The sequence below is a fragment of the Streptomyces cyaneofuscatus genome (genome assembly GCF_000718135.1).
Lineage (GTDB): Bacteria > Actinomycetota > Actinomycetes > Streptomycetales > Streptomycetaceae > Streptomyces > Streptomyces cyaneofuscatus.
The window spans coordinates 1-21,520 of sequence record NZ_JOEM01000042.1 but is presented as its reverse complement, the minus strand read 5'-3'; the positions used below and the strand labels follow the sequence as shown (position 1 = coordinate 21,520).

General features: G+C 70.4%; 18 protein-coding genes and 3 pseudogenes. 5 read left to right on the top strand and 16 right to left on the bottom strand.

Annotation, left to right across the window (positions count from 1 at the left end):
* Positions 1–210 precede the first annotated feature (210 nt).
* The gene (locus IF17_RS0135515) at positions 211–666 is read left to right on the top strand and encodes a hypothetical protein (protein WP_030575285.1); all 456 of its coding nucleotides are present in this window, start codon (positions 211–213) and stop codon (positions 664–666) included.
* A gap of 245 nt (positions 667–911) precedes the next feature.
* Entirely contained in the window at positions 912–1,472 is a 561-nt protein-coding gene (locus IF17_RS1000000138350) for a hypothetical protein (RefSeq protein ID WP_157851207.1), read from the top strand.
* Between the two features lie 474 nt (positions 1,473–1,946).
* On the opposite strand, the gene IF17_RS0135505 is transcribed toward IF17_RS1000000138350, so the two are convergent.
* Complete coding sequence (locus IF17_RS0135505; protein ID WP_030575283.1) at positions 1,947–3,056, bottom strand: hypothetical protein; 1,110 nt, start codon at positions 3,054–3,056, stop codon at positions 1,947–1,949.
* 1,053 nt (positions 3,057–4,109) lie between these two features.
* On the opposite strand from IF17_RS0135505, the gene IF17_RS0135495 reads away from it, so the two are divergent.
* Entirely contained in the window at positions 4,110–4,400 is a 291-nt protein-coding gene (locus IF17_RS0135495; RefSeq protein ID WP_030575279.1) for a hypothetical protein, read from the top strand.
* Between the two features lie 1,059 nt (positions 4,401–5,459).
* Here the strand turns inward: IF17_RS0135495 and IF17_RS1000000138830 are convergent.
* The 14 genes and pseudogenes from IF17_RS1000000138830 to IF17_RS0135420 form a co-directional block, all read right to left on the bottom strand.
* Positions 5,460–5,573 (bottom strand): annotated as a pseudogene (locus IF17_RS1000000138830) (non-homologous end joining protein Ku); the annotation flags it as partial.
* Positions 5,574–5,957: 384 nt separating this feature from the next.
* Positions 5,958–6,083: pseudogene (locus IF17_RS1000000138825) on the bottom strand (IS5/IS1182 family transposase); the annotation flags it as partial.
* A gap of 206 nt (positions 6,084–6,289) precedes the next feature.
* A pseudogene (locus IF17_RS1000000138340) lies at positions 6,290–6,418 on the bottom strand (transposase); the annotation flags it as partial.
* Positions 6,419–6,453: 35 nt separating this feature from the next.
* A complete protein-coding gene (locus tag IF17_RS0135470; RefSeq protein WP_244890587.1) occupies positions 6,454–7,935 on the bottom strand; it encodes an amino acid permease in 1,482 nt (493 codons plus the stop codon).
* 10 nt (positions 7,936–7,945) lie between these two features.
* Positions 7,946–9,712, bottom strand: coding sequence for an LVIVD repeat-containing protein (locus IF17_RS0135465; protein WP_030575270.1), 1,767 nt, complete (start codon positions 9,710–9,712; stop codon positions 7,946–7,948).
* Between the two features lie 45 nt (positions 9,713–9,757).
* On the bottom strand, positions 9,758–11,020 hold the full coding sequence (gene kynU / locus IF17_RS0135460) for a kynureninase (RefSeq protein ID WP_030575268.1): 1,263 nt from the start codon (positions 11,018–11,020) through the stop codon (positions 9,758–9,760).
* On the bottom strand, positions 11,014–12,063 hold the full coding sequence (dmpG, locus tag IF17_RS0135455; protein ID WP_030575266.1) for a 4-hydroxy-2-oxovalerate aldolase: 1,050 nt from the start codon (positions 12,061–12,063) through the stop codon (positions 11,014–11,016). Before dmpG ends, kynU begins: the two co-directional genes overlap by 7 nt.
* Complete coding sequence (locus IF17_RS0135450) at positions 12,060–12,974, bottom strand: acetaldehyde dehydrogenase (acetylating) (protein ID WP_030575264.1); 915 nt, start codon at positions 12,972–12,974, stop codon at positions 12,060–12,062. The genes dmpG and IF17_RS0135450 overlap by 4 nt, the downstream gene beginning before the upstream one ends.
* Positions 12,971–13,993 (bottom strand): amidohydrolase family protein, encoded by a 1,023-nt coding sequence (locus IF17_RS0135445; RefSeq protein ID WP_030575262.1) that lies wholly within the window; start codon positions 13,991–13,993, stop codon positions 12,971–12,973. The genes IF17_RS0135450 and IF17_RS0135445 overlap by 4 nt, the downstream gene beginning before the upstream one ends.
* Positions 13,990–14,562, bottom strand: a complete 573-nt coding sequence (locus IF17_RS0135440) for a 3-hydroxyanthranilate 3,4-dioxygenase (RefSeq protein ID WP_030575261.1) — start codon at positions 14,560–14,562, stop codon at positions 13,990–13,992. The genes IF17_RS0135445 and IF17_RS0135440 overlap by 4 nt, the downstream gene beginning before the upstream one ends.
* Complete coding sequence (locus tag IF17_RS0135435; RefSeq protein ID WP_030575260.1) at positions 14,559–14,984, bottom strand: RidA family protein; 426 nt, start codon at positions 14,982–14,984, stop codon at positions 14,559–14,561. Before IF17_RS0135435 ends, IF17_RS0135440 begins: the two co-directional genes overlap by 4 nt.
* Positions 14,981–15,787 (bottom strand): 2-keto-4-pentenoate hydratase, encoded by an 807-nt coding sequence (locus IF17_RS0135430; protein WP_244890586.1) that lies wholly within the window; start codon positions 15,785–15,787, stop codon positions 14,981–14,983. The genes IF17_RS0135435 and IF17_RS0135430 overlap by 4 nt, the downstream gene beginning before the upstream one ends.
* A complete protein-coding gene (locus tag IF17_RS0135425) occupies positions 15,784–16,605 on the bottom strand; it encodes a 2-keto-4-pentenoate hydratase (protein WP_030575258.1) in 822 nt (273 codons plus the stop codon). The genes IF17_RS0135430 and IF17_RS0135425 overlap by 4 nt, the downstream gene beginning before the upstream one ends.
* Complete coding sequence (locus IF17_RS0135420) at positions 16,602–18,020, bottom strand: 2-hydroxymuconic semialdehyde dehydrogenase (RefSeq protein ID WP_209437800.1); 1,419 nt, start codon at positions 18,018–18,020, stop codon at positions 16,602–16,604. The genes IF17_RS0135425 and IF17_RS0135420 overlap by 4 nt, the downstream gene beginning before the upstream one ends.
* Before the next feature lie 193 nt (positions 18,021–18,213).
* Between IF17_RS0135420 and IF17_RS0135415 the strand changes: the two genes are divergently transcribed.
* Both IF17_RS0135415 and IF17_RS0135405 read left to right on the top strand, forming a co-directional pair.
* Positions 18,214–19,170, top strand: coding sequence for a LysR substrate-binding domain-containing protein (locus tag IF17_RS0135415; RefSeq protein ID WP_030575255.1), 957 nt, complete (start codon positions 18,214–18,216; stop codon positions 19,168–19,170).
* A 314-nt stretch (positions 19,171–19,484) separates the two neighbouring features.
* Positions 19,485–20,677, top strand: a protein-coding gene (locus IF17_RS0135405; RefSeq protein WP_106980268.1) for an IS3 family transposase whose coding sequence is annotated in 2 segments (ribosomal slippage) — positions 19,485–19,749 and positions 19,749–20,677 — 1,194 coding nt in all. Because the reading frame shifts where the segments join, the coding sequence is not laid out codon by codon here.
* Positions 20,678–20,695: 18 nt separating this feature from the next.
* On the opposite strand, the gene IF17_RS1000000140070 is transcribed toward IF17_RS0135405, so the two are convergent.
* Positions 20,696–21,013, bottom strand: a complete 318-nt coding sequence (locus IF17_RS1000000140070; RefSeq protein WP_030575249.1) for a hypothetical protein — start codon at positions 21,011–21,013, stop codon at positions 20,696–20,698.
* Between the last annotated feature and the right edge of the window lie 507 nt (positions 21,014–21,520).

Here is a 21,520-nt window from a genome sequence, read left to right as displayed (position 1 = left end):
CCCACACCGACCAACACCACAACCCCGCCGTCAGGTTGGAATGGGGCTCAGTGCCCGGCGGGCGGGAAGGCGCCTCCACGCCCTCCCGTACTCACCCGGCGGGTTGTGGTCGGACTCCCGGCCGATGGAGCGCGCCAGAGGTCGCCCGCCCGGACCGTCGGACTGAATAGCGGCTGGACTGATTTCAGCCCGACCGATAAGGTCGGCTGTATGGACATCAAAACCGAGCTCGACAACTTCCTTGGCAAGAAGCGTGCCCTGGTCGATGCGATCACTCGAGAGTTTCGTTCAGGCACACCGGCCAAGGCGATCGCCCGAACCGTCTCCCCGGCCTTCAGCCGTGACCAGGTGACTCAGTACCTGGCCGCCGTCGCACTGCACGACAGCGCGCGCACGGCGCTGAAGGAGGCGGGAATCGAACTGGTCGAGGTCCGAGTCACCGGTATCGACGCTCCACGGGAGGCCCTCCTGACCGTGGCCGCCGATCCCGCCGAGATGCCCGACCACGAAGACCTGCCGAGTCGAATCCGTTCCGCGTTGCGGGACTTCCACATCACCCTCGACCTTCCTCAGGGTGAACACGACGAGATCACCGATGACCTGATCGACAGCTTCCTTCTTGAGGGGGACGCCGTCCGCCTGGTCAAGCTGAAGCCGCGTACCTGACTGAAAGCAGTCCGAGATCTCTCAAGCGCCGCGGCAGTGGCTGTTCAGGTCGGTCCCGGTGCACCTGCGACGACGGCCACCCGTTCGCAACCACCAGCCACTTGACGCACAGGAACGCGACGGCCGCTTACTGCAGACCCAGGACCTGATCCGGAATACGCTGCCACCGCATGGCGGGCCCGATCAGGGATGGAGACCGAGCGGGCTGATCTTCTGGATATCGACCGACCAATGTGGGGGACGCTGTGACAACCGAGCAGACCGGCTCTCTGTCCCGGGCCGAAGAGGAGCTGGTCGCCTACCTCCGCCAGGCGGCCGAGGCCATTGCGCCAAATGCGCAGCCGATCATGGAGGGCTGGGCCTGCACCAGCCAGTACGATCTGCTGCTACGCGAAGGACGGCTCTTCACCCCGGCCCCGCTCCCCGCCGAGGCCCAGCGTCTACACCCGGGTTTCTGCTTCACGAACGCCGCTCAGTTGGCCAACGACCATCCCGACCTTCAGCTGACCTATGCAGAGGGTTACGGCGCGGCGCAGATCGTCGGTGTGACTCAGGCACTGCACACTCCTCACGGCTGGGCCGTCACTCCCGAAGGTCTGGCAATCGATCCCACCTGGCCCCACGAAGGCAGCGCCTATCTCGGCCTGCCCTTCGCCGACCGGAGTATGTGGCCCCACCAGCTCTTCGGCCGGAGCCTTCTCCAGGAGCCGCCGTTTCTGCACGACGTACTCCGCTGCGGCCTTCCCGACGGCCTGGTCGCCGACTTCGGCCGCCCGATCCACGAATACGTTCAGCCCTCGGGCTGAACTCGGTGGACACCGCTTGAGAGGCGATCGGGCAACCCATGGCAGGCCAGAGGCGCGCGAGTGGCGTGGTTGGGGGCGGTGCTCGTCCACGCCACCTGTCCAAGCACAGTCGTAGTGCCCAGAGCATCCGCGAGCACGATCCCGGGGCTGAGGCTGCCCACTGTGAGCGCCTCGGCATCGAACAGCTTGAGGTCGCCCCGTGACCCCGTCGCATCCCGCCCCGGCCCCGTTGCCTCTGCGGGAGGACTCCGCACGCGAAACCGTCCAGGCAGGCGAGCAGCCCGGAGGAAACCGAGGAGAAGATCGACGCCGTTGCAGCCGTCGCGGCAGCGCGTTGAGGGACGGTGAGGTGGCCCCGGCCGGGAGTGAATAGGCATGTGCTGTCGCTACTACCCGTACGATGAGGGCCCGGGTTTTCACCTGGGCCCTCATTGCTGCCTGGTTCAGTCCACAGGGATGGCTTAGCCAGTCAGCTCAGATCGCCGAGGTGTAGGCGGCGAAGAAGGGCGTTTTCACCGGTGCTCCGCCGGGGCCGAAGCACGCCACAGGGAGTCCGACAGAGCCGCTGGTCCTGGCCCAGGGTGCGTACAAGCCGCAGTAGTCGGGGCTCTTGCCGTAGGCGGTGACCTGAGAGGTGTCCGACGGGACGGCCACCGACGGCAAGGTCACGGTGAAAGGCGCTCCCGAGCCTGCGAGGGTGTTGGTGGCTCCGCTGGAGTTGTAATTGGTCAGAGGGGGGAGTGATCCGTTGTACCAGAGGTACCCGAAAGATCTCGGGGCGAAGGCCGGCCCGTGGACCGCCCGCAGGTAGGAATAGCTCAGAGTCCACTCGGTGTCGTAGGGGACATTCGATGCGTTGTAGCAGGCGACCACGATGGTCTGCCCCGCCGTCCCGGGTGACCAGTCGGACACCTTGCATCGCGCACCCTGCTTCGCGTCGACGGCGGTGACCTGGAGATTGCCGGCGTAGCTGGCCAGGCCGAGACCGGGAAGCCACGCCTTCCAGAGACCGGTCGCGCCCTTACTCACCGCATTGACGGCTCCCGTGGAGTTGTACTGGCCGAGGACGGTGCCGCTGCCGTCCGAGTTCAGATAGCCGTACGACCCGGACGGTGTCGGGGGCAGACCGCTGCTGCTCGTGTAGAGAACGGTGAAGGTGGAGTTGCTGGGTGCGCCGCTGGGGAGGTAGCAGTTTACGTAGACGTCCTGGCCGGATCCCACGGTCTTCCAGTCGGCGATTTGGCACCAGCGGGCAGCGCTGCTCACGGCGGTTGCGTGGGCGACGCCGCCCGGTCCGCCGATCAGGGGGAAGTGCACGACGTAGGAGCCGAGGCCGATCTGGTCGACCTTGACCGGATTGGTGGACGGCGAGGTCCAACTGCCCCACTGCCGTGACGGGTCGGGCACGTAGCCGGCAGGCGGGGTTGCGTTATCCAGGTACGCGAATCCCCAGCGGTCGGGTACCGCCGCTTGAGCTGTGGTGGCGGTGGGAACGGCTGCGGCCAGCAGGGCGGCCAGCATGGCGAAAACGAGCAGAACGGCCCGGCCGGGTCTCCCGAACAGATGTAGCGCGCGGACGTGCATGGGTGTGCCTCCTGTGTGATGAGGTTGGTGCTGCCTGCGCGATCTGTTGCTGTGCGTTCGAACGTCCGGGCATGTACCGCAGCGCGAGGGCGTACTCGCACCAGTTCCCCCGCGGCTCTGAAGGAAGGCGGCAGAGCACACGCCCGCGGCATGCCACGGGTTCGGAATCCGATGCTCACTGTCCCAGAAGCACGTGCCTGCGCAACGCTCTCGGTCAGCCGTTTCGGTGCTCCTCGCACCTGCCACTGAGGCCCCGCAGCTCACGTACTTTGTCAGCTGGTGCTGTACATCGGTCCCCTTCGCCCGCTGCTTTGTCACCAGCCATCCTGCTCTGCCTCATACGCCCCTCCCTCTTCTCCTCACACCGCCACCGAGCCTGGCTGAGATCCGTCTGATTCGCCTCCTTCGGATCTGTAAGGCTCCCCATGACCTCCCTCATCGGTGCCGCGTGCCCGGATGACCTTGTGGCCGCTCAGTCCGAGCTCCTCGGGTCGGCGAGAGGCACGCAAGGGGCGTAGCGGGAGTGCGACGCGCTCGCTGACGTCTGGCCCGCCCTGGAGCTGGCCGCGGCCCTCGCGGCTGTCGCCTCGGGCGATCCTTAGGGTCAGAGTCTCAGGGGCGGCAGTCTGCCGAAGCGCGCCTACTCCGGACAGCCAAATTTCGGCCCCCCAACGCCCGCTACGGTGCGGATTCGGGATCCTCTGCGGCCGGGTTGGAGGCCGCTGGTCAAGGTGTCGAGGGTGATGAAGCCGGTGCTGTCACTGTCATCTGGCTGGACGGCAGGATTGGGCAAGTCCACCCTCGCCATGGACATCGCCCGCTCCTGCGCCGTCAAGCACCACATCCCCGCCGCGTTCATCTTCCTGGAGATGGGAGGCTTCTGCCTCTGCCTGAAGCAGACAGTCACATGCGGCTTTGGTCGGCCCCAAGGGTGGATTACGGGTCCCTCGCGCCACCGACGTCTAGCATCCCGGCCCGGTGGTTGGCGGCGGGCCAGACCAGCGCAACTACCCACCTTTCACAGGCAATCCGCCGCGCTCGTAGGATGTCTGGATGCCGAAGCCGAGACAGATGAGCCGCCGCACATGGGTTGCCGCGTGGGCCGTGCTGTGCGTGGTCGGCTTCGTCGGTACTGCCGGGCTGAATGCCTCCTCAGTACCGGGCCTGCAGCCTGAGAAGCACGTCAGTGCCGAGTGCCGCGAGTTCATCGCCGACATCAAGGCACAGCTGGACAAGGCAAGGCCGGAAGTCGGGAACGACGGAATTCTGGCTTTCTCGCGGCAGCGACCCGGTGCGGAGGACTGCAGTGACGAGCTCCGCGACTTCTTCCGGAAGGATCGGTAAAGCCCTTCATACGCGCCGAGTTCCGCAGCGCCGTCGACGGCTTGGCTGCCACCACTCACCAGCGGCGCATCACCACCGTTGTACGTCGTGACGGCCGGGGAGCCGTTCGGGCTGGGCACTGCGATCGGCATGATGATGACGGCGGCGTGGCCTCCCCGGCCGTCGGCGGCAGCGTCCTCGCCGACTACGACACCATCCTGGTGGCGGTAGTGCCCGAGCCGCCGGGCGGGTCCAGGCCGTGGCCTCCGACGCGGAGATTGGCCGCCTGGACGTCGTCCCCGACCTTCCGGCAGATGGGACACAGCTGCGCTGGAGCGCGCCGAAGCAGGTCGCGGCGGCCAACGAGCGAGTGCGCGGGGCGAACGTCCGCATCCCGCGCGTCCTGGCACCCGCACCCGCAAAGGCCGACCTCCAGGGCGAGCCGCCGCACCGGTCCCGCAGCCGACCGCACCCGCCGCACCGACGCGGCGCGCGGATGCCCCGGAAGAGTATCGCGGCATAGCCGCCCACCGCGCCACTTGGAACAACACCCGGCAGCACACCAGCCCTGAGATCCAGGCGGCCGCCGAACGGCAGCTCCGTGAAGGCGCCGGGAACCAGCGGAGCCTGCTCAAGGCGCCGTGACGGCCGGTCCGGTCGTGCCTCGCCCGTAGCGGCAAACGCTCGGTCTGCCGGACGTACCCTCGTCAGTCCCGGCACCCGGCGGCAGGTCTGCGGCCGCCGGTGGTGGTGCTCACTGATCCTGACCTGCCCTTCCGCGCCTGTGCGGATCTGGTTTGCCGGTCGAAGCACGAGGTTGGAAACTGAGATCAGGAGGGTCAGCCGTCGTCCATAGTTGCGGGGGCCCAGGGATGGATCGTCTGACTGCCCGGTGGCCTTCTGCGCGTTGGATGCCGCTGGGGCTGATCGTTGTCGCGGCGATCGGCGATGCGCTGACGCCGATCGACTACACGTGGGTCCCTCTGATCGCGCTACCCAGGTCGGTCCGCTGCGGGTAGCTGCCCGCTACGAGGCGGCGGACGCCGAGGCCCGCATCGGTGGGGACGCGTACGCCATCCAGGACACCCCATCCGGATCGATGGTGCCGGCGTCGACGAACGCGACGATCTCGATCGCCTTCGCCGTCGGCAGCGGCATCTGTTCCAGCTCCTCGTCCGTCACCGTGACGGTTTCGCCCGGTTCCCGCTGACGGGGCGGGGTGACATCAACACGTACGCCGTTTTTACGGAGACGGACCGGACGCTGACCGGGCCCCAGGGACGGACGGGGGTGATCGTGCCTACGGGGATCGCTACGGACGCTACTACGCAGGACTTCTTCAAGGACCTTTTGCGCAAGGGGCAATTGGAAGCGATCTTCAGCTTCGACAATGAGGAGAAGCTGTTTCCTCAAGTTACCAACCGTGTTGCGTTCTGCCTCTTCATGCTGAGAGGCGAGGGAAACCTCAGCGAGCCAGCCAAAATGGTCTTCAAGCTTCGCCAGCCCGAGCAGATCCCGCAGCTCGCCTACGAGCTCACCGCGAGCGACATCCTGCGCATGAACCCAAATACCGGGACGTGCCTGTCGCGCTGCGGGAAGCCGCCGCCACCGCGTGCCGACCTCCTCCCGCCTGGCTGTCAGTTGCCCGGTCAGGAACCGCAGGGTGCGGGTGGACAGGTCGATCGACGACGGGTAGACAAGCACACGAAGCTCCTGGCGGACACGGGTGATCTTGGTTGAGAACCCATCTACCAGGAGCTTCGTCGTTACGCAGGACCGTCCAACTCGTGGTCAACGCCCCCCAGCTTGGAAAAGGCTCAACGTGTGCGACTTCGTGTCGCACCTTCAGGCGGTTGAAGCACCGTCCCGTCCGCCGCGCACCTGCGAAAAGGCGTACACAGGGTGGGCTACGGACCGTAACGGTCGCGCAGGTCCCGCCAGGCCCTTCCGGTCCGGAACTTCCACACGATCCCGTTCAGGACCCTGCGGTTGTCCAGCCGCCTCCGCCCCCGCAATGACTCGGGCAGGAACGGCCGGATGAACTCTCACTCAGCATCCCGTTTGAAGACACCGCCTACGAGGGGCGCCGCCGCCGTGCCGTCAGGGCGTAGCAGGCGAGGAGGGCGAGGGTGAAGGCGATGCCGATGACGGCCGCCTGCCGCATGTCGGGCACCTTCACCGCCGTCGCGGCCACTGCGAGGACACCGAGCCCCGCGACGACCGCGAGTTTGTCGCCGCCCCGGACGGAGAAACCGGTGAACTCCTCCGGGTGCGCGGCGCGGTGGCGTCGGAAAGCGACGTACGAGGCCAGGATCAGCAGCCACACCAGCATTACCGCGAAGATCGCGATCGACATCATGACGCCGAAGAGGCCGCTGACGTCGTAGAAGGCGAGCAGGGCCGCGGCCGCGATGCCCAGGGTGGACGCGGCGATAGCGACCGCCGGGACGCCGCGGCGGTTGAGCCGGGCCAGAGGCTTCGGCGCGAGGCCGTTGTCTCCGAGCGAGTGGAGCAGCCGGGAGGCGCCGTACAGGTGGGCGTTGGCGGCAGACATGGCGGCGATGAGCACGACCGCGTTGGTGACGGTCGCGGCGGCGGGCACGCCGATCTCGGAGAAGACGCGGACGAAGGGGCTCGCCTCGACGCTGCCGTCGCCGTCCGCCATCCGGCGCCATGGGATCAGGGCCAGCACCAGGGTTATGGAGAGCAGGTAGAAGAAGCTGAGGCGCCAGGCCAGTTGGCGCATCGCGGTGCGTATGGTGCGCTGCGGGTCGGCGGCCTCGGCGGAGGCGATGGCGACGACCTCGAAGCCGGCGTACGCGAACATCACCACGGACATGGCCAGCCAGATCGAGCTCGGGCCGTGCGGGAGGAAGCCGCCGTCGTCGGTGAGGTGGGTGAAGCCGGTGGCCTCGGTGTCCGGCAGCCCGAAGACGACCAGCAGGGCTGCGCAGAGGATGAAGGCGCACAGGGCCGTCACCTTGACGCTGGAGAGCCAGAACTCGGTGGTGCCGAAGGACTTCACGCTGATCACGTTGACCGCGAGGACGATCGCCGCGACGGCGAGGATCGCCACTGACATCGGTACCGCCGGCCACCACCAGCGTATGTAGAGCGCGGAGGCGACGACCTCGGTGCCGATGACGACGACGGCGCTGAACCAGTACAGCCAACTGCTGAGAAAGCCGGCCCAGGGGCTCAGGTAGCGGCGGGCGATCGTGCCGAACGAGCCCTGGACGGGGTGGGCGGCGGACATCTCGCCGAGCAGCACGGCGATGATCGCGACCAGGACCGCCCCGATCACGTACGAGACGATCACGGCGGGCCCGGCGACGGACATTGCCGAACCGGAACCGAGGAAGAGGCCGGTGCCGAGCGCGGAGCCCAGCCCGATCATGGTGGTCTGCCGGTGGGTGAGCGAGCGGATCAGCCCCTTGTCGGGGCCGGGGCCGGGGCCGGGAGCGGGTCTGGCTCCGTCGGTGGGCGCCGGGTCGAGGGGGGCGGAATCGCTGGGTGAGGCCATGGCGGTGGGGCCCTTCTGTACGGGGGCGGACAACGGGGGAGGGTCAGAACTCGCTGTTGCGGAACGGCTTGGCGGGGGCGTCGAGGTCGGGCTTGCCCAGGACCTTCGACGACAGGGCGTAGATGCCGTGGTTGGTCAGTGCCCAGGCGATGTTCCGGTCCCACTCCACGTAGACCCCGTGGGTCTGGTTGCCGTACGCGTAGTCCGCCGTGTCGCGGCCGTACGCCTTCGGCACGAAGTACGCTGAGACCTCCGGGTCGGCTGGGTCCGACACGTCGAAGAACTGCACGCCCGCGTTGTAGAAGCCGTAGCCGAGGATGCCGGCGTCGTGCTTGCCCGGGGTGGTGTAGTAGCCGGTCCGCTTGGGGCCGAAGCTGCCCCGCCGCTGGCAGTAGTCCGTGATACCGGCCGACTTGGGCGGTATCGGGCGGGGGAGGACGCCGACGACACGGGGGTTCTTCGGGTCCTTGGCATCGATCTGGTAGACGTCCTTGTAGGGCTCGTAGCAGTCCTCGGTGAGCGGGTAGCCGGAGTAGTAGATCATTCCGGTCTTCTCGTACTGGGAGACGTCGATGTTGTCGCCCTCGGTGCCCGAGACCGACGCCGGGAGGTCGAGGTGGCTCACGGTCCGGAGGTTCGACGGGTCGGAGACGTCGAGGACCGTCAGGCCGTAGCCGCCCATTGCGGCGAAAGCGTAACGTCCGCCTTTCTCAACGGGCTTGGGGAGGAAGAGCGGCATCCGGGCGCCCATCCAACTGGTGCGGTTGCCGCAGCGCGGGTTCTGCCGGTAGGCCGAGTCCTCGCCGGTGCGCTGGCCCGGCAGGTGCCAGGTGTCCAGGAGCCTGGGGTGCGCCGGGTCGGACATGTCCCAGGACTGGTAGCCGGCCGAGTGGAGATTGGTGGGGTACTCGGTGCCGGAGTAGGTGTCGTCGGGTGCGGAGGCGATGAACATGTACTTCTCGCCCGTCCAGTACGGCACGTCTATCGAGCCGGAGCCCTGCTGGGCGGCGGCCGGGTCGCTGCGCAGCGGGTCGGCCTGGGTGGAGTCGGTGGAGACGGTCGCCAGGAGCTTCCAGTCCTTCTTGCGCGGGCCGTCGAGGCGGTACACCTTGAAGCCCTTGAGCCCCGGCTTCTCCCGCAGCTTCCGGACGCCGTCGGGGTTGTTGTACTTGTCGAGCGGCGGGTGGTCGGAGAGTTCGGAGATCTGCCGCCTGCTCTCGAAGCTCTGCACCATGACGTAGGCGTTGAGCTTCTTGTTCCACTGGACGGTGGAGGCGCCCCAGTAGTCGTGCGCCGCCCAGTCTCCGTTGCCTCGGGCCTCGTCGCCGCCGACGTCCTCGCGGCTCATCCGCTCGACGACCCTCACCTTCCGCACGTCGGTGATGTCGTAGACACGGCCCTCGGAGCGGTCGTACTGGAAGAGGTAGCGGCGGCCGTCGAAGTCGACGACGTTCTGCCAGGTGTGGAAGTAGTCGGGGGTGAAGTCGGCCCCCTCGTAGGCCGCTTCGACCTTCATGTTCTTGATGTACGAGCGGGTGTCGTATGCGGCGTTGCGCCCCGGGAAGGGGTGGTCGGATTCCTCGTCGACGGGGGTGAGGGCGGGGTGCCGGAACGTGCCGTCGAGCTGCATGCCGTACGCGCCCGGGTCGGCCGGCCCGGGGCGGCGGTCGGCACACACGGCGAGGACGTTCGGGTCGGTGGTGCCGGCGGTTGCGGTGTCCGCGCCGGACGCGCCGGGTACGAGCAGGCCGGCGGTTACGGCGGCCGCGGCGACGATGGCGAGAGCTGTGTTCCTGCGGGTGAAGCGCATCGGACGGTCCTTTCGGGGCGGGAAGGTGGGCGGGCGGATAGGGGCTCAGGTGACGGTGGGGCGCTGCTGGAACTCGGGGAGGAGATGGGCTCCGGAGGTGACGATGTCGCGTAGCTCGACCACCGCGCGCAGTACGTCGGCGTGCGTCACGTACAGGGCGTTGAAGCCGAAGCGGAGCAGGTCGGGGGCGCGCATGTCGCCGATCACGCCCCGGGCGGTGAGCGCCGCGACCAGTGGATAGGCCTCCGGGTGCCGCAGCGCGACCTGGCTGCCCCGGCGCTCCGGCTCGCGCGGGGTGGCCGGGGTGAAGCCGAGGCCGTTGAGGAGGAGGTCGGCGCACTCCTGGAAGAACCCGGTCAGTGACAGGCTCTTCGTTCGTACGGCGGCCATCTCCACCCCGTCGAAGGCGGTGAGTGCGGCCTCCAGGGCGATCAGGGAGAGCAGCGCCGGGGTGCCGATCCGGGCCCTAGTGATGTCCGCTGCCGCGGTGTACGTCCCCGCCATCGCGAACGGCTCGGCGTGCCCGTGCCAGCCGGTCAGGGGATGGTCGAAGCCCTCCTGGTGGCGGTGGGCGATGTACGCGAACGCCGGGGCGCCCGGCCCGCCCGACAGGTACTTGTAGCCGCAGCCCACCGCGAAGTCCGCCTCCACCGCGTCGAGTCCGACCGGCAGAGCGCCCGCCGCATGGCACAGGTCCCAATGCATGAGGGCCCCGGCGGCGTGCGCGGCGGCGGTGAGCGCTGCCATGTCATACAGCTCGCCGGTGCGGTAGTCGACCGGCGCGTACGCGGCGACGGCGACGTTCCCCGCCTCGGCGGCCAGCACGGCGGCGGCGTCCCGGGCCGGCACCCGGCGGACGTCGAGGCCGAGCAGCCGGCCCACCGAGTCGGCTATGTACTGGTCGGTGGGGAAGTGGTCCGGGTCGGTCAGCAGCAGCCGGCGGCCGGGGCGCAGCCGGGCGGCGGCGAGCAGGGTGTTGAAGAGCTGGACGCTGGTCGAGTCCCCGGCGACGACCTGCCCGGGGGCCGCGCCGACCAGTCGGCCGATCGCGTCGCCGGTCCGCACCGGCGCCTCCCACCAGCCATTGGCGTTCCAGGAGCGGATCAGGTCGGTACCCCACTGGCGGTGCACGGCGTCCTCGACGGCCGCCGGGACGGCGGCGGGCAGGGCGCCGAGGGAGTTGCCGTCGAGGTAGACGATCCCGTCGGGGAGGAGGAAGCGGTCTCGGACGGCGGCGAGCGGGTCGGCGGCGTCCAGCGTTGCGGCGCGGGTGGTGAGGTCGGTGAGGACGGCTGGATCGGTCAGCATATGGGGGCTCCGTGGTCGGGGGTGGAAGAGGCGGCAGCGGCAGTGCGGGTGAGGTCTAGGGCGATGTCGGTGAGCAGGTCCTCCTGCCCGCCGACCAGCCGCCGCCGGCCCGCCTCGACGAGCAGGTCCTGGGTGCCGAGCCCGTGCCGGGCGGCCGTCGCCTCCGCGTGCCGCAGGAAGCTGGAGTACACCCCGGCGTAGCCAAGCGTGAGGGTCTCCCGGTCGACCCGCACGGGCCGGTCCTGCGTCGGCCGGACCAGCTCCTCGGCCGCGTCCGTCAGGGGGAAGAGATCGCAGCCGTGCTCCCAGCCCATCAGGTCGAGCACCGCGACCACCGGTTCCAGCGGGGCGTTGCCCGCGCCCGCGCCCTGCCCGGCGAGGGAGGCGTCGACGCGGTAGGCGCCCGCCTCCACCGCGGCGATGCTGTTGGCGACGCCGAGACCGAGGTTGTGGTGGGCGTGGACGCCGATCTCGGTGGCCGGGTTGAGGACGTCCCGGTAGGCGCGGACCCGGTCCCGCACGCCGTCCATCGTCAGTCGGCCGCCGGAGTCGGTGACGTATACGCAGTGCGCGCCGTACGACTCCATCAGCCGTGCCTGCGCGGCCAGTTCGGCGGGCGGCGCGAGGTGGGACATCATCAGGAAGCCGGAGACGTCCATGCCCAGTTCACGGGCGAGCGTGATGTGCTGGGCGGACACGTCCGCCTCGGTGCAGTGGGTGGCGACGCGGACCGAGGTGACGCCGAGCGCGTGGGCGCGGCGCAGGTCGGCGGCGGTGCCGATGCCGGGCAGCAGCAGGGTGGTGAGCCGGGCCCGGTCGAGGACCTCGGCCGCCGCCTCCAGCCACTCCCAGTCGGTGTGGGCGCCGGGGCCGTAGGTGACGGAGGAGCCGGAGAGGCCGTCGCCGTGGGCGACCTCGACGGCGTCGACGCCGGCCGCCTCCAGGGCGGCGGCGATCGCCCGTACCTGGTCGAGGGTGTAGCGGTGGGAGACGGCGTGCATGCCGTCCCGCAGGGTGACGTCCTGGACGTAGACCCGGGTCATCGGCCCGTGCTCCGTTCGGCCAGGCGCTCGGCGGTGCGCAGCGCGGCGGCGGTCATGATGTCGAGGTTCCCGGCGTAGGCGGGGAGGTAGTGGGCGGCGCCCTCGACCTCCAAATAGACGGAGACGAGCAGCCGGGCTCCGTTGCCGAGCCGGACCAGCGGGTCGTCGGCGGCGAGCGTCCGGAACTGCGGCTCCTGCTTGAGCCGGTAGCCGGGGACGTACGCGGCGACGGTGGCGGCCGTCGCGCGCACCGACGCGGCGATCCGGCCGATGTCGGCGTCGTCGACGAGGCAGTGCACGGTGTCCCGCATGAGCAGCGCAGGTTCGGCCGGGTTGAGGACGATGATCGCCTTGCCCCGGGCCGCGCCGCCGACCCGCTCCAGCGCACGGGAGGTCGTCTCGGTGAACTCGTCGATGTTGGCCCGGGTGCCCGGCCCGGCGGACCGGGAGGCGATCGAGGCGACGATCTCCGCGTAGTGCACGGGGGTGACGGCGGCGACGGCGGCGACGACCGGCACGGTGGCCTGCCCGCCGCAGGTGACCATGTTGATGTTCCTCGCGTCCAGGTGCTCGTCGAGGTTGACGGGCGGGACGACGTACGGTCCGATGGCCGCCGGGGTGAGGTCGATCAGGGTCTTCCCGTACGGGGCGAGCGCGGCGGCGTTGCGGTGGTGGGCGGCGGCCGAGGTGGCGTCGAAGACGACATCGATCCCGTCGAAGTCGTCCATGGCGATCAGCCCGGCGACGCCGTCGGAGCTGGTCGGGACGCCGAGCCGGCGGGCCCGCGCGAGCCCGTCCGAGTCCGGGTCGATGCCGATCATGGCGGCGGGGGTCACGACCCTCGAGCCGCGGATCATCTTGATGAGGAGATCGGTGCCGATGTTGCCCGATCCGATGACGGCGGCCTTCACCGCACGGCCTCCTTCAGCAGGGGGGTGAGTTCGAAGAAGTGGACGGCGTTGCCCCCGAGGACCGCCTCCCGCTCGGCGGGGGCCAGGCCGCTCTCCCGCACCAGCCGGCCGATGGACTCCTCGCCCAGCGGGAACGGGTGGTCGGAGCCGAGAAGCACCCGTTCCGCGCCCATCACGTCCACCAGGAGCCGCAGTGCCCCCGAGTCGAAGACGGCGGAGTCCACGGCGAAGCGCTCGGTGTAGTACGACGGCGGGTGCGGGCTGTCGGCGCGGACGATGTCCCGCCGGTGCCAGGCGTTCTCCGCCCGGCCCAGCAGGTACGGGAAGCTGCCGCCACCGTGCGCGAACAGCAGCCGCAGCGACGCCGGGAGCCGCTCGAAGGCGCCGGAGAGGATCAGCGACAGGATCGTCAGGTGCGTCTCGCCCGCCATCCCCGCCAGCCAGGCCAGCATGTAGCGGGAGTGGCGCGGCCCGGCCGGCAGGTCCCACGGGTGGACCAGGACTGCCGCGTCCTCGTGCGCGCAGTGCGCGAGGAATTCGAGGAGGGCGCCGTCGTCGAGGTCGCGGTCGCCGAGGTGGTTGCCGATGTGGACGCCGTGGAAGCCCTGCCCCATCGCCTCGGTGACCATAGAGCAGGCCGCCTCGGTGTCCTGGAGCGGCACCTGGCACAGCGGGGCCAGCCGGCCGGGGGCGTGCGCGGCGTACCGCAGCAGGCGCCCGTTGACGGCCCGGCACCAGTCGGCGGCCCGCGCCGTCTCCAGGCCATAGCCGAACAGCAGCGGCGTGCTGGACAGCACCTGCACGTCGACGCCGAGCCGGTCGAGGTCGGCGACGCGGGTGGCCGGGTCCCACAGGGTGCGGTCCACCGGCCGGTACTCGGCGGCCCCGGCCATCATCATCCCGGCGTCGGGGCCGTCCGTGGTGCGCAGCCACGGGCCGTCCTCGGAGCCGGTGATCCGGCGCGACTCGGCGCGGCCGATCTCGGGGAAGACGTGCGCGTGGACGTCGACGACGGTCATGCGCCGCCCGCCTCGTCGCGCCGGGTGCGGGGCCGCAGCTCCTCGGGCCAGTCCTTGCCCGGGTGGAGGGCGCCGCAGTGCCCGCAAGTGCGGGCGGCCGAAGCGGCGTAGAAGGCGGAGAAGACCGGCGGCAGGTCGTCGACGATCGAGGTGAGCTGCACCTCGCTGCGGTGCACCAGGTGGTGACACGCGATGCAGTACCACTCGAAGGCGTCGAGGTGGCCCTGCGGCCGGGCGAACTCGACGACCAGGCCGATGCTGTCTTCCTCAGGCCGCTGCGGGGAGTGCCGCAGGTGCGCCGGGGCGAGGAAGACGTCGCCCTCGCGGATGTGGATGTCGCGCGGCGGCCGGCCCTCCTCCTCCATGACGCGGAGCACCATGTCGCCCTTGAGCTGGTAGAAGAACTCCTCGGTGGGGTCGTCGTGGAAGTCGGTGCGGCGGTTGCGGCCGCCGACGACCGTCACCATCAAGTCGGCGTCCTGCCAGATCTGCACGTTGCCGACCGGCGGCTTCAGCAGGTGGCGGTGCTCTGCGATCCAGGCCTGGAGGTTGAACGGTCTCATCGTCATCGGTGTTGTTCCTCGCTCGGGTGCTGGGGGAGGTGTGCCACCGCGCTGATCTCGATCAGCAGGTGGGGGTGGGGGAGTTGGTGGACGGCGACGGTGGTCCGGGTCGGCCCGGTCTCGTCGAAGTAGTCGGCGTAGACCTCGTTGTAGCCGCCGAAGTCGTTCATGCTGACCAGGTAGGCGGTCACCGACACCAGGTCGTCCAGACCGCCGCCGGCGGCGGCCAGGATGGCCGCGATGTTGTCGAGGACCGCCCGGGTCTGGGCCCGGATGTCGAGGTCGGTGACGCCCATCGGGTCGGCGCTCGCCCCGGTGAAGCCGCCGTCCGGGCGGCGGGAGCTCGTACCGGAGACGAAGACCAGGTCGCCCGCGCGCCGCAGGTGCGGGAAGCGGCCGCGCGGCGGGGCCGCGTCGGGGACGATCACGCTGCCTCCCCGGTAGTGAGGCCGACGGAACCGAGCCGGGCCACGGCGGCCCGCACGTGCGTCCCCGGCGGCAGCGGTACGGCCGCGGTCGCCGCCCCGGCTAGGACGACCGTCCCTGCGGCGAGCGGGCCGGCCAGCCGGGCGGCGGCGGCCAGCGCCCGCAGCGGGTCGCCGAGGATCGCGGCCGTCGAACCGGTCTCGGCCGGGCGGCCGTCCACCTCCAGCACCACGCCCAGGTTGGCCAGGGACCGCAGTCCGCCCAGCGCGGCCGCCGGGGTCCAGGAGCCGAGCGCGTAGCCGGCGGCTGAGGTGTTGTCCGCGATCACTTCGGGCAGCGAGAAGCGGAAGCCGTCGTAGCGGGAGTCGATGACATCCAGGGCCGGGGCCACCGCCGCGACCGCCGCCGCCGGATCGCCGCCCGGCGCGAGGACCGCGCCGAGCAGGAAGGCGATCTCAGGCTCGACCCGGGGGTGGATCAGGCCGGAGACGTCGCAGCGCCCCCCGTCCGGGATCTCCATCCGGTCCGTCAGCCGCCCGTGGATCAGGTCACAGACGCCCATCTGCCGCATCTTGGCGGCGCTGGTGAAGCCCAGCTTCACGCCGGTGGGCCGCTCGCCCCGGGCGAAGCGCCGCGCTAGCAGCGCCTCCTGCACGGCGTACCCCTCTGCGGTGGTGGTGAGGCCGCTGCCGCCGCCGGGCAGCGGGCGCGCCGCCAGGGCGGCCGTGTCCAGCGCCTCCGCCAGGGCGGCCGGGTCCACCGTCGCCGTCGGGTCTGCCGGTGTCATCGGGTCTACCGGGGTCATCGGGGGTTTCCTTCCGCGGGGGCGGGCCCGAAGGCCGCGCGCACCGAACCGAGTCCGTCGATACGGGCTTCCAGCACGTCGCCTGGCGCCACCGCCGCCATCGGCCCGAGTGCACCCGTGAGCACCGTGTCCCCTGCCCGCAGCGGTGTGCCCAGTCGGACGAGCGTGTCCGCCAGCCAGACGGCGGCGTGCAGGGGATGGCCGAAGCAGGCGACGCCCGCGCCGGTGGAGACGGGCTCGCCGCGCCGCTCCAGCACCATCCCGGCGGTCCGCAGGTCCAGGTCCCGCAGCGGCACCGGGCGGGTGCCGAGCACATACGCCCCGCTGGAGGCGTTGTCGGCGACCGTGTCCACGGCTGTGATGTCCCAGTCGCGGATCCGGCTGCCGACTACCTCGACGGCGGGCAGCGCGAAGGCGGTCGCCCGGATCACGTCGGCCACCGTGTGCCGCTCGTGCGGCAGGTCGTGCTCCAGGACCAGCGCCACCTCGGCCTCCGCCTTCGGCTGGAGCACCGCACCCCAGGGCAGCTCCGCGCCGTCCGGCACGGCGGTGTCGTCGAACAAGGCACCAAAGTCCGGGGTGTCCACGCCCAACTGCCGCTGCACGCCGGGCGAGGTCAGGCCGATCTTCCAGCCGGTGATCCGGCGCCCCTCGGCCAGCCGGCGCCCGGTCAGCAGCGACTGCACGGCGTAGGCCGCGTCCAGATCGCCCATCGGCAGCAGGTCCCGGACGGGGGCGCAGGGCGCCCCGGTGCGGCGTGCCCGGTCCAGGCGTTCGGCGGCATCCCGCACCGCCGGGTCGTTCCGGGTCGTCGTCACAGCTTCACGCACACGTTCATCGGCTCCGAGAAGAAGTCCAGGGAATGGTCGCCGCCCTCGCGCCCGATGCCGGACGCCTTCACCCCGCCGAACGGGGTGCGCAGGTCGCGCAGGTTCCAGGTGTTGACCCAGGCGATGCCCACGTCGAGGGCCGGGGCAACCCGGTGGGCCCGCCGCACGTCGCCGGTCCACACGGTGGCGGCCAGCCCGTACGGCCCCGCGTTCGCGACGACCAGCACTTCCTCCTCGGTGTCGAACGGCGCCAGGTGCACGACCGGGCCGAAGATCTCGTCCCGGACCGCCGGATGGTCCTCCGGCAGCCCGGCCAGCACGGTCGGCTCCACCCAGAAGCCGCCGTCCCGCTCGTCCCCGAAGCGCGGCACCCCGCCGCCCGCCAGCACCTCGCCGCCGTCGGCGGCGGCCCGCTCCAGGTGGCCCAGGACCTTGTCGCGATGGGCGGCCGACACCATCGGCCCGTAGCCGGACAGCTCCCTCGCCCCGGCGGCCAGCGCCGCCGCGAACGCGTCGAACACCGGCCGCTCCACGTACACCCGCTCGGTGCACAGGCAGACCTGACCGCTGTGGGTGAAGGCGGACCGCAGGGTGCCCGCCACCGCCTCCTCCAGGTCGGCGTCCGCGAAGACCAGGCCCGCGTTCTTGCCGCCCAGCTCGAAGGAGACCGGCGCCAGCCGGGCCGCCGCCGCCCGCATGATCGCCGTACCGGTGCGGGACGCCCCGGTGAAGGCGACGGCGTCCACCCCGGGGTGCTCGGTCAGCCACTGGCCGGCCGAGTCCGGGCCCCGCCCGTGCACCAGGTTGAAGACGCCCGCGGGGACGCCCGCCTCCGCCATCACCTCGGCCAGCAGGCAGGCCGTTCCGGGGGTCAGCTCGGACGGCTTGGCGACGACCGTGTTACCGGTGGCGAGGGCCGGTGCGACCTTCCAGGTGAGCAGCAGCAGCGGCAGGTTCCACGGCGAAACCACGGCGACGACGCCGAGCGGCTTGCGGACCGTGTAGTTCAGAGCGCCCCGGCCGTCGGGTGCCGGGGTGTGCCAGGACCGCTCGCTCCGCCCGGCCAGCAGATCAGCGTAAGAGCGGAAATTGGCCACTGCGCGCGGGATGTCGACCGTCGAGGCCAGCTCGCGGGGTTTGCCGGTGTCGGCGCACTCGGCGGCGCTGAACTCCTCGAAGCGCGCCTCGATCCCGTCGGCGATCCGGTGCAGCAGCCGCGACCGCTCCGCCGGGCTCCACGTGGCCCACGGCCCGCGCAGCGCCGCGCGGGCCGCGGCCACGGCCTGGTCAACCAGCTCCCGCGACGCCTCCGGCACCGCGCCGACGGTGCGGCCGGTGACCGGATCGACGAGCGGGAACGGCACGCCGGACGTGTCGAACCCGCCCCCTACGTAATGCCGCACGGGTGAACTCACCTTGCAAACCTCCGTTGCTGGGCCGGGAGCTGTCCGAAATTCGCCCCGGGGCGTGCCGGTATAGTGCGCCCACCCAGCTATGCCGATCCAATGCCGATCGGCATGAGAGCCATAACGATCCTGGTATGCAGCGGTGCGGCCCCGCCCCGGGCCCCCGCCTCCGCGGGAAGGAGCCCCGTCGATGGACCTCCTGGACGGCCGGCTGAAGTTCCGGCACCTGACCCTGCTCATCGCGGTCTACGACCACGGAAGCGTCGTACGGGCGGCGGAGAGCCTCCACCTCACCCAGCCCGCCGCCACCCGTACCCTGCGCGAACTGGAGGCCGTCGCCGAACTCCCGCTCTTCGTCCGCGTTCCGCGCGGCATGCGGCCCACCGTCTACGGCGAGGCGCTCGTCGGCCACGCCCGCGCTGTGGTCGCGGAGATCCGGCGGGCCAAGGAGCACCTCACCGGACTGCGCGCGGGCCAGGACGGCACGGTCACCGTGGGCACCCTGCTCGCCGGGGCCAACGTCCTGCTGCCCCGAGCCGTGGCCCGCCTCAAGAAGGAGCGTCCCCGGCTCACCGTCGTGGTCCGCGAAGGCACCCTCGACGTCCTCCAGCCGGCTCTGCTCGGCGGCGAACTCGACCTCATCGTCGGCCGGGTGGGGCCCGCCCCCGGTGGCGGCGAGGCGCTACGGCAGCGGATGCTCTACCGCGAGCCCATCCGGCTCGCCGTCCGCGCCGGGCACCCGCTCCTTGCGGAAGGACCCGCCAGGGGCGCCGTCGCGCTCACCGACACGCTCACCCACCCGTGGATCCTGCCGGTCGAACAGACCGCCCTGCGCCAGGAACTGGGAGCCCTCTTCGTCGACCGGGGGCTGCCGCTCCCCGCCGACCGGGTCGAGTGCACCTCCATCCTCACCATGCGGGCCCTGCTCCTACAGACCGACATGGTTGCGCTCCTGCCCGAACTGGTCCTGCGCGACGACGAACACCTCGCCGCACTGCCGGTCGAACTCCCCTCTGTAGGCCGCACGGTGGGCGTCACCGAGGCCGCCCACCGCACCCGCACCCCCGCCCTCGAAGCACTCCTGCGCCACCTCGACGAGGAGGCGGCGCTGCTCCGCGCGAGCCTTGACACCGGCGCACATGGGTGACGAAGGGATGGGCCCGGGGCGGCGAGGTCGGACCGGGCGACGGGCCGGCAGCCCCACGAGGTCCGCCGACGGCGGCAGGGGTGGCGAGGGCGAGGCCCGGCCGCGGCGCGCCGGTCCGCGTGGGACGTGTCCCGCCCGGTGAACCTTCCCCTTGATCGTGGACACCTGGAGACTGGGACCTGAGGTTCCAGAGGAAGTGGCACCAGGTGGGAAGCAAGTACACGAAGCGGTACACCGCGGAGTGAGCTGTACTGAGATTTGTGGAGTCCCTGATGCCAGGGTTACGGTCCTGGCGAAGGAGAACCACCAGCACCATGGCAGCACCACGTAAGTACCCGGATGAACTGCGCGAGCGCGCGATCCGTGAGGTCCGCACCACCGGCCGCCCGATCGCCCACGTCGCGAAGGACCTCGGCATCCACAAGGAGGCCCTGCGCAGCTGGGTCCGCCAGGCCGAGGCCGACCGCGGCGAGCGGGACGACCGGCTCACCACCGCCGAGCTCGACGAGCTGAAGCAACTTCGCAGGGAGAATGCGGAGTTGAGGCGGGCGAACGAGATCCTGAAAGCCGCATCGGTGTTTTTTGCCCAGGAGATCGACCGTCCCCGGACGAGGCCGAGCAGGTGATCGACCACCTGCGTCACAGAGGTCTCGGGGTCGATCCCGTCTGCCGGGTGCTGGAGCTGTCGCCGTCGACGTACTTCGCCCGCAAGAAGCGGCCGAAGTCCGCCCGCCGGCTCCGCGACGAACAGCTCATGCCGCTGATCGAAGAGGTCCACGCCGAGTCGGGCGGCACCTACGGCGCCCGCCGGATCACACGGGCCCTCGGGCGCAAGGGCGTCGAGGTGGCCCGCTGCACCGTCGAGCGGCTGATGGCCGAGCTCGGCCTGGAAGGCGTCATCCGAGGCCGGCGGCGCCGGACCACGGTTTCAGAGCCGTCGGCGCCGCGTCCGCCGGACCTGGTCGACCGCGACTTCACCGCCTCCCGGCCCGACCAGCTGTGGGTCGCGGACATGACCTATGTCCGCACCTGGTCGGGATGGGCGTATGTGGCGTTCGTCCTGGACGTGTACTCGCGGATGATCGTCGGCTGGCAGGTCGCGAACCACATACGGACAGAACTCCCGCTGGACGCCCTGGAGATGGCGCTGTGGCGACGTCGGATCAAGAAGGACTCCGGGCTGATACATCACAGCGACCGCGGGTCGCAATACGTATCAATTCGGTATACCGACCGGCTCTCTGACATCGGTGCCTCCGCGTCGGTCGGCTCCGTCGCGGACAGCTACGACAACGCGATGGCCGAGGCCCTGAACGGCACCTTCAAGGCCGAGCTGATCGAGATGCAGGGCCCCTGGAAGGACGTCGACCAGGTCGAGCGGGCGATCTTCCAGTGGATCACCTGGTACAACGAGGAGCGTCTTCACTCCGCGCTCGACTACGTTCCGCCGGCCGAGTACGAAGAAGCCTTCTGGCGGAGCCACGAGCAAATCCCGCAGTCCGCCTGAACCAATCAAGATCGGACTCTACGAAACTCGGGGCAGCTCATGGGCGAGGACGTCGTCGCGGGTGACTTCCCTCAGGTGGTCGTAGCGGTTTGACCACTCCAGCAAGGCCGGTCGGCCACGGTTGAGGGAGAGCCAGACCGTGCCCTCCCGTCGCGGGAGGCTGCGGGGGCCGCCGTCGCGCAGGACGCGGGTCCAGCGCTCGGCCTCCGAGCGGATGCCGGGTGCGAGTCCTTCCAGGCGCCCGACGAGCCAGCGTTCGAAAGACGGTTCGCTGTCGCCCTCGAAGATCCCCATCTCCTCCAGGACCGTGACGACGTGGCCGACGGGCAGGGCCAAGGCCCGTAGCGGGGCGAAGATCTCCGTGTGCCGGCCACGTCGCCTTCGACGTGGCCGGTGAGGACGACGGCCAGGCCCCGGTTGACTGCGAAGCGGATGTTGCGGCCCCAGCTGCGGGCCTCGGCAAATCGGTGGGCGAGGTACTTCGCCCAGGCCAGCCACGGTCTGGCCATGTCGGCGTCGGCTAGTGCCGCATCAAGCAACGTTTGCCCTGTCAGGCCGACATACTGTGGGCGTGCTTGAGTACTTGCTTGCGACCGATGACGACGATTTCCTCGGGCCGGTGCGCTCGGATAGGTGTCCGGATGTGCTTCAGCCAAGGGGCTGGGGGGCGGTGCCAGTGGCTGGCGATGGCCACTATCGGATCGCTGAGTCGTTTCCAACCTGACGGCGCTGGTCGCGTGTTGGACGGATCTGCGGAACGACGAAGCTCCTGGTAGACGGGTTCACGACCAAGATCCACCGTCCGCCAGGAGCTTCGTATGCTTGTCTACCCGTCGTCTATCG

Coding starts and splice junctions, on each gene's coding strand:
- IF17_RS0135430 (WP_244890586.1), bottom strand. CDS start 15,787: ATGACCCCGGTAGACCCGATGACACCGGCAGACCCGACGGCGACGGTG.
- kynU (WP_030575268.1), bottom strand. CDS start 11,020: ATGCTGACCGATCCAGCCGTCCTCACCGACCTCACCACCCGCGCCGCA.
- IF17_RS0135445 (WP_030575262.1), bottom strand. CDS start 13,993: ATGACCGTCGTCGACGTCCACGCGCACGTCTTCCCCGAGATCGGCCGC.
- IF17_RS0135415 (WP_030575255.1), top strand. CDS start 18,214: ATGGACCTCCTGGACGGCCGGCTGAAGTTCCGGCACCTGACCCTGCTC.
- IF17_RS0135465 (WP_030575270.1), bottom strand. CDS start 9,712: ATGCGCTTCACCCGCAGGAACACAGCTCTCGCCATCGTCGCCGCGGCC.
- IF17_RS0135495 (WP_030575279.1), top strand. CDS start 4,110: ATGCCGAAGCCGAGACAGATGAGCCGCCGCACATGGGTTGCCGCGTGG.
- IF17_RS0135515 (WP_030575285.1), top strand. CDS start 211: ATGGACATCAAAACCGAGCTCGACAACTTCCTTGGCAAGAAGCGTGCC.
- IF17_RS0135505 (WP_030575283.1), bottom strand. CDS start 3,056: ATGCACGTCCGCGCGCTACATCTGTTCGGGAGACCCGGCCGGGCCGTT.
- dmpG (WP_030575266.1), bottom strand. CDS start 12,063: ATGACCCGGGTCTACGTCCAGGACGTCACCCTGCGGGACGGCATGCAC.
- IF17_RS0135440 (WP_030575261.1), bottom strand. CDS start 14,562: ATGACGATGAGACCGTTCAACCTCCAGGCCTGGATCGCAGAGCACCGC.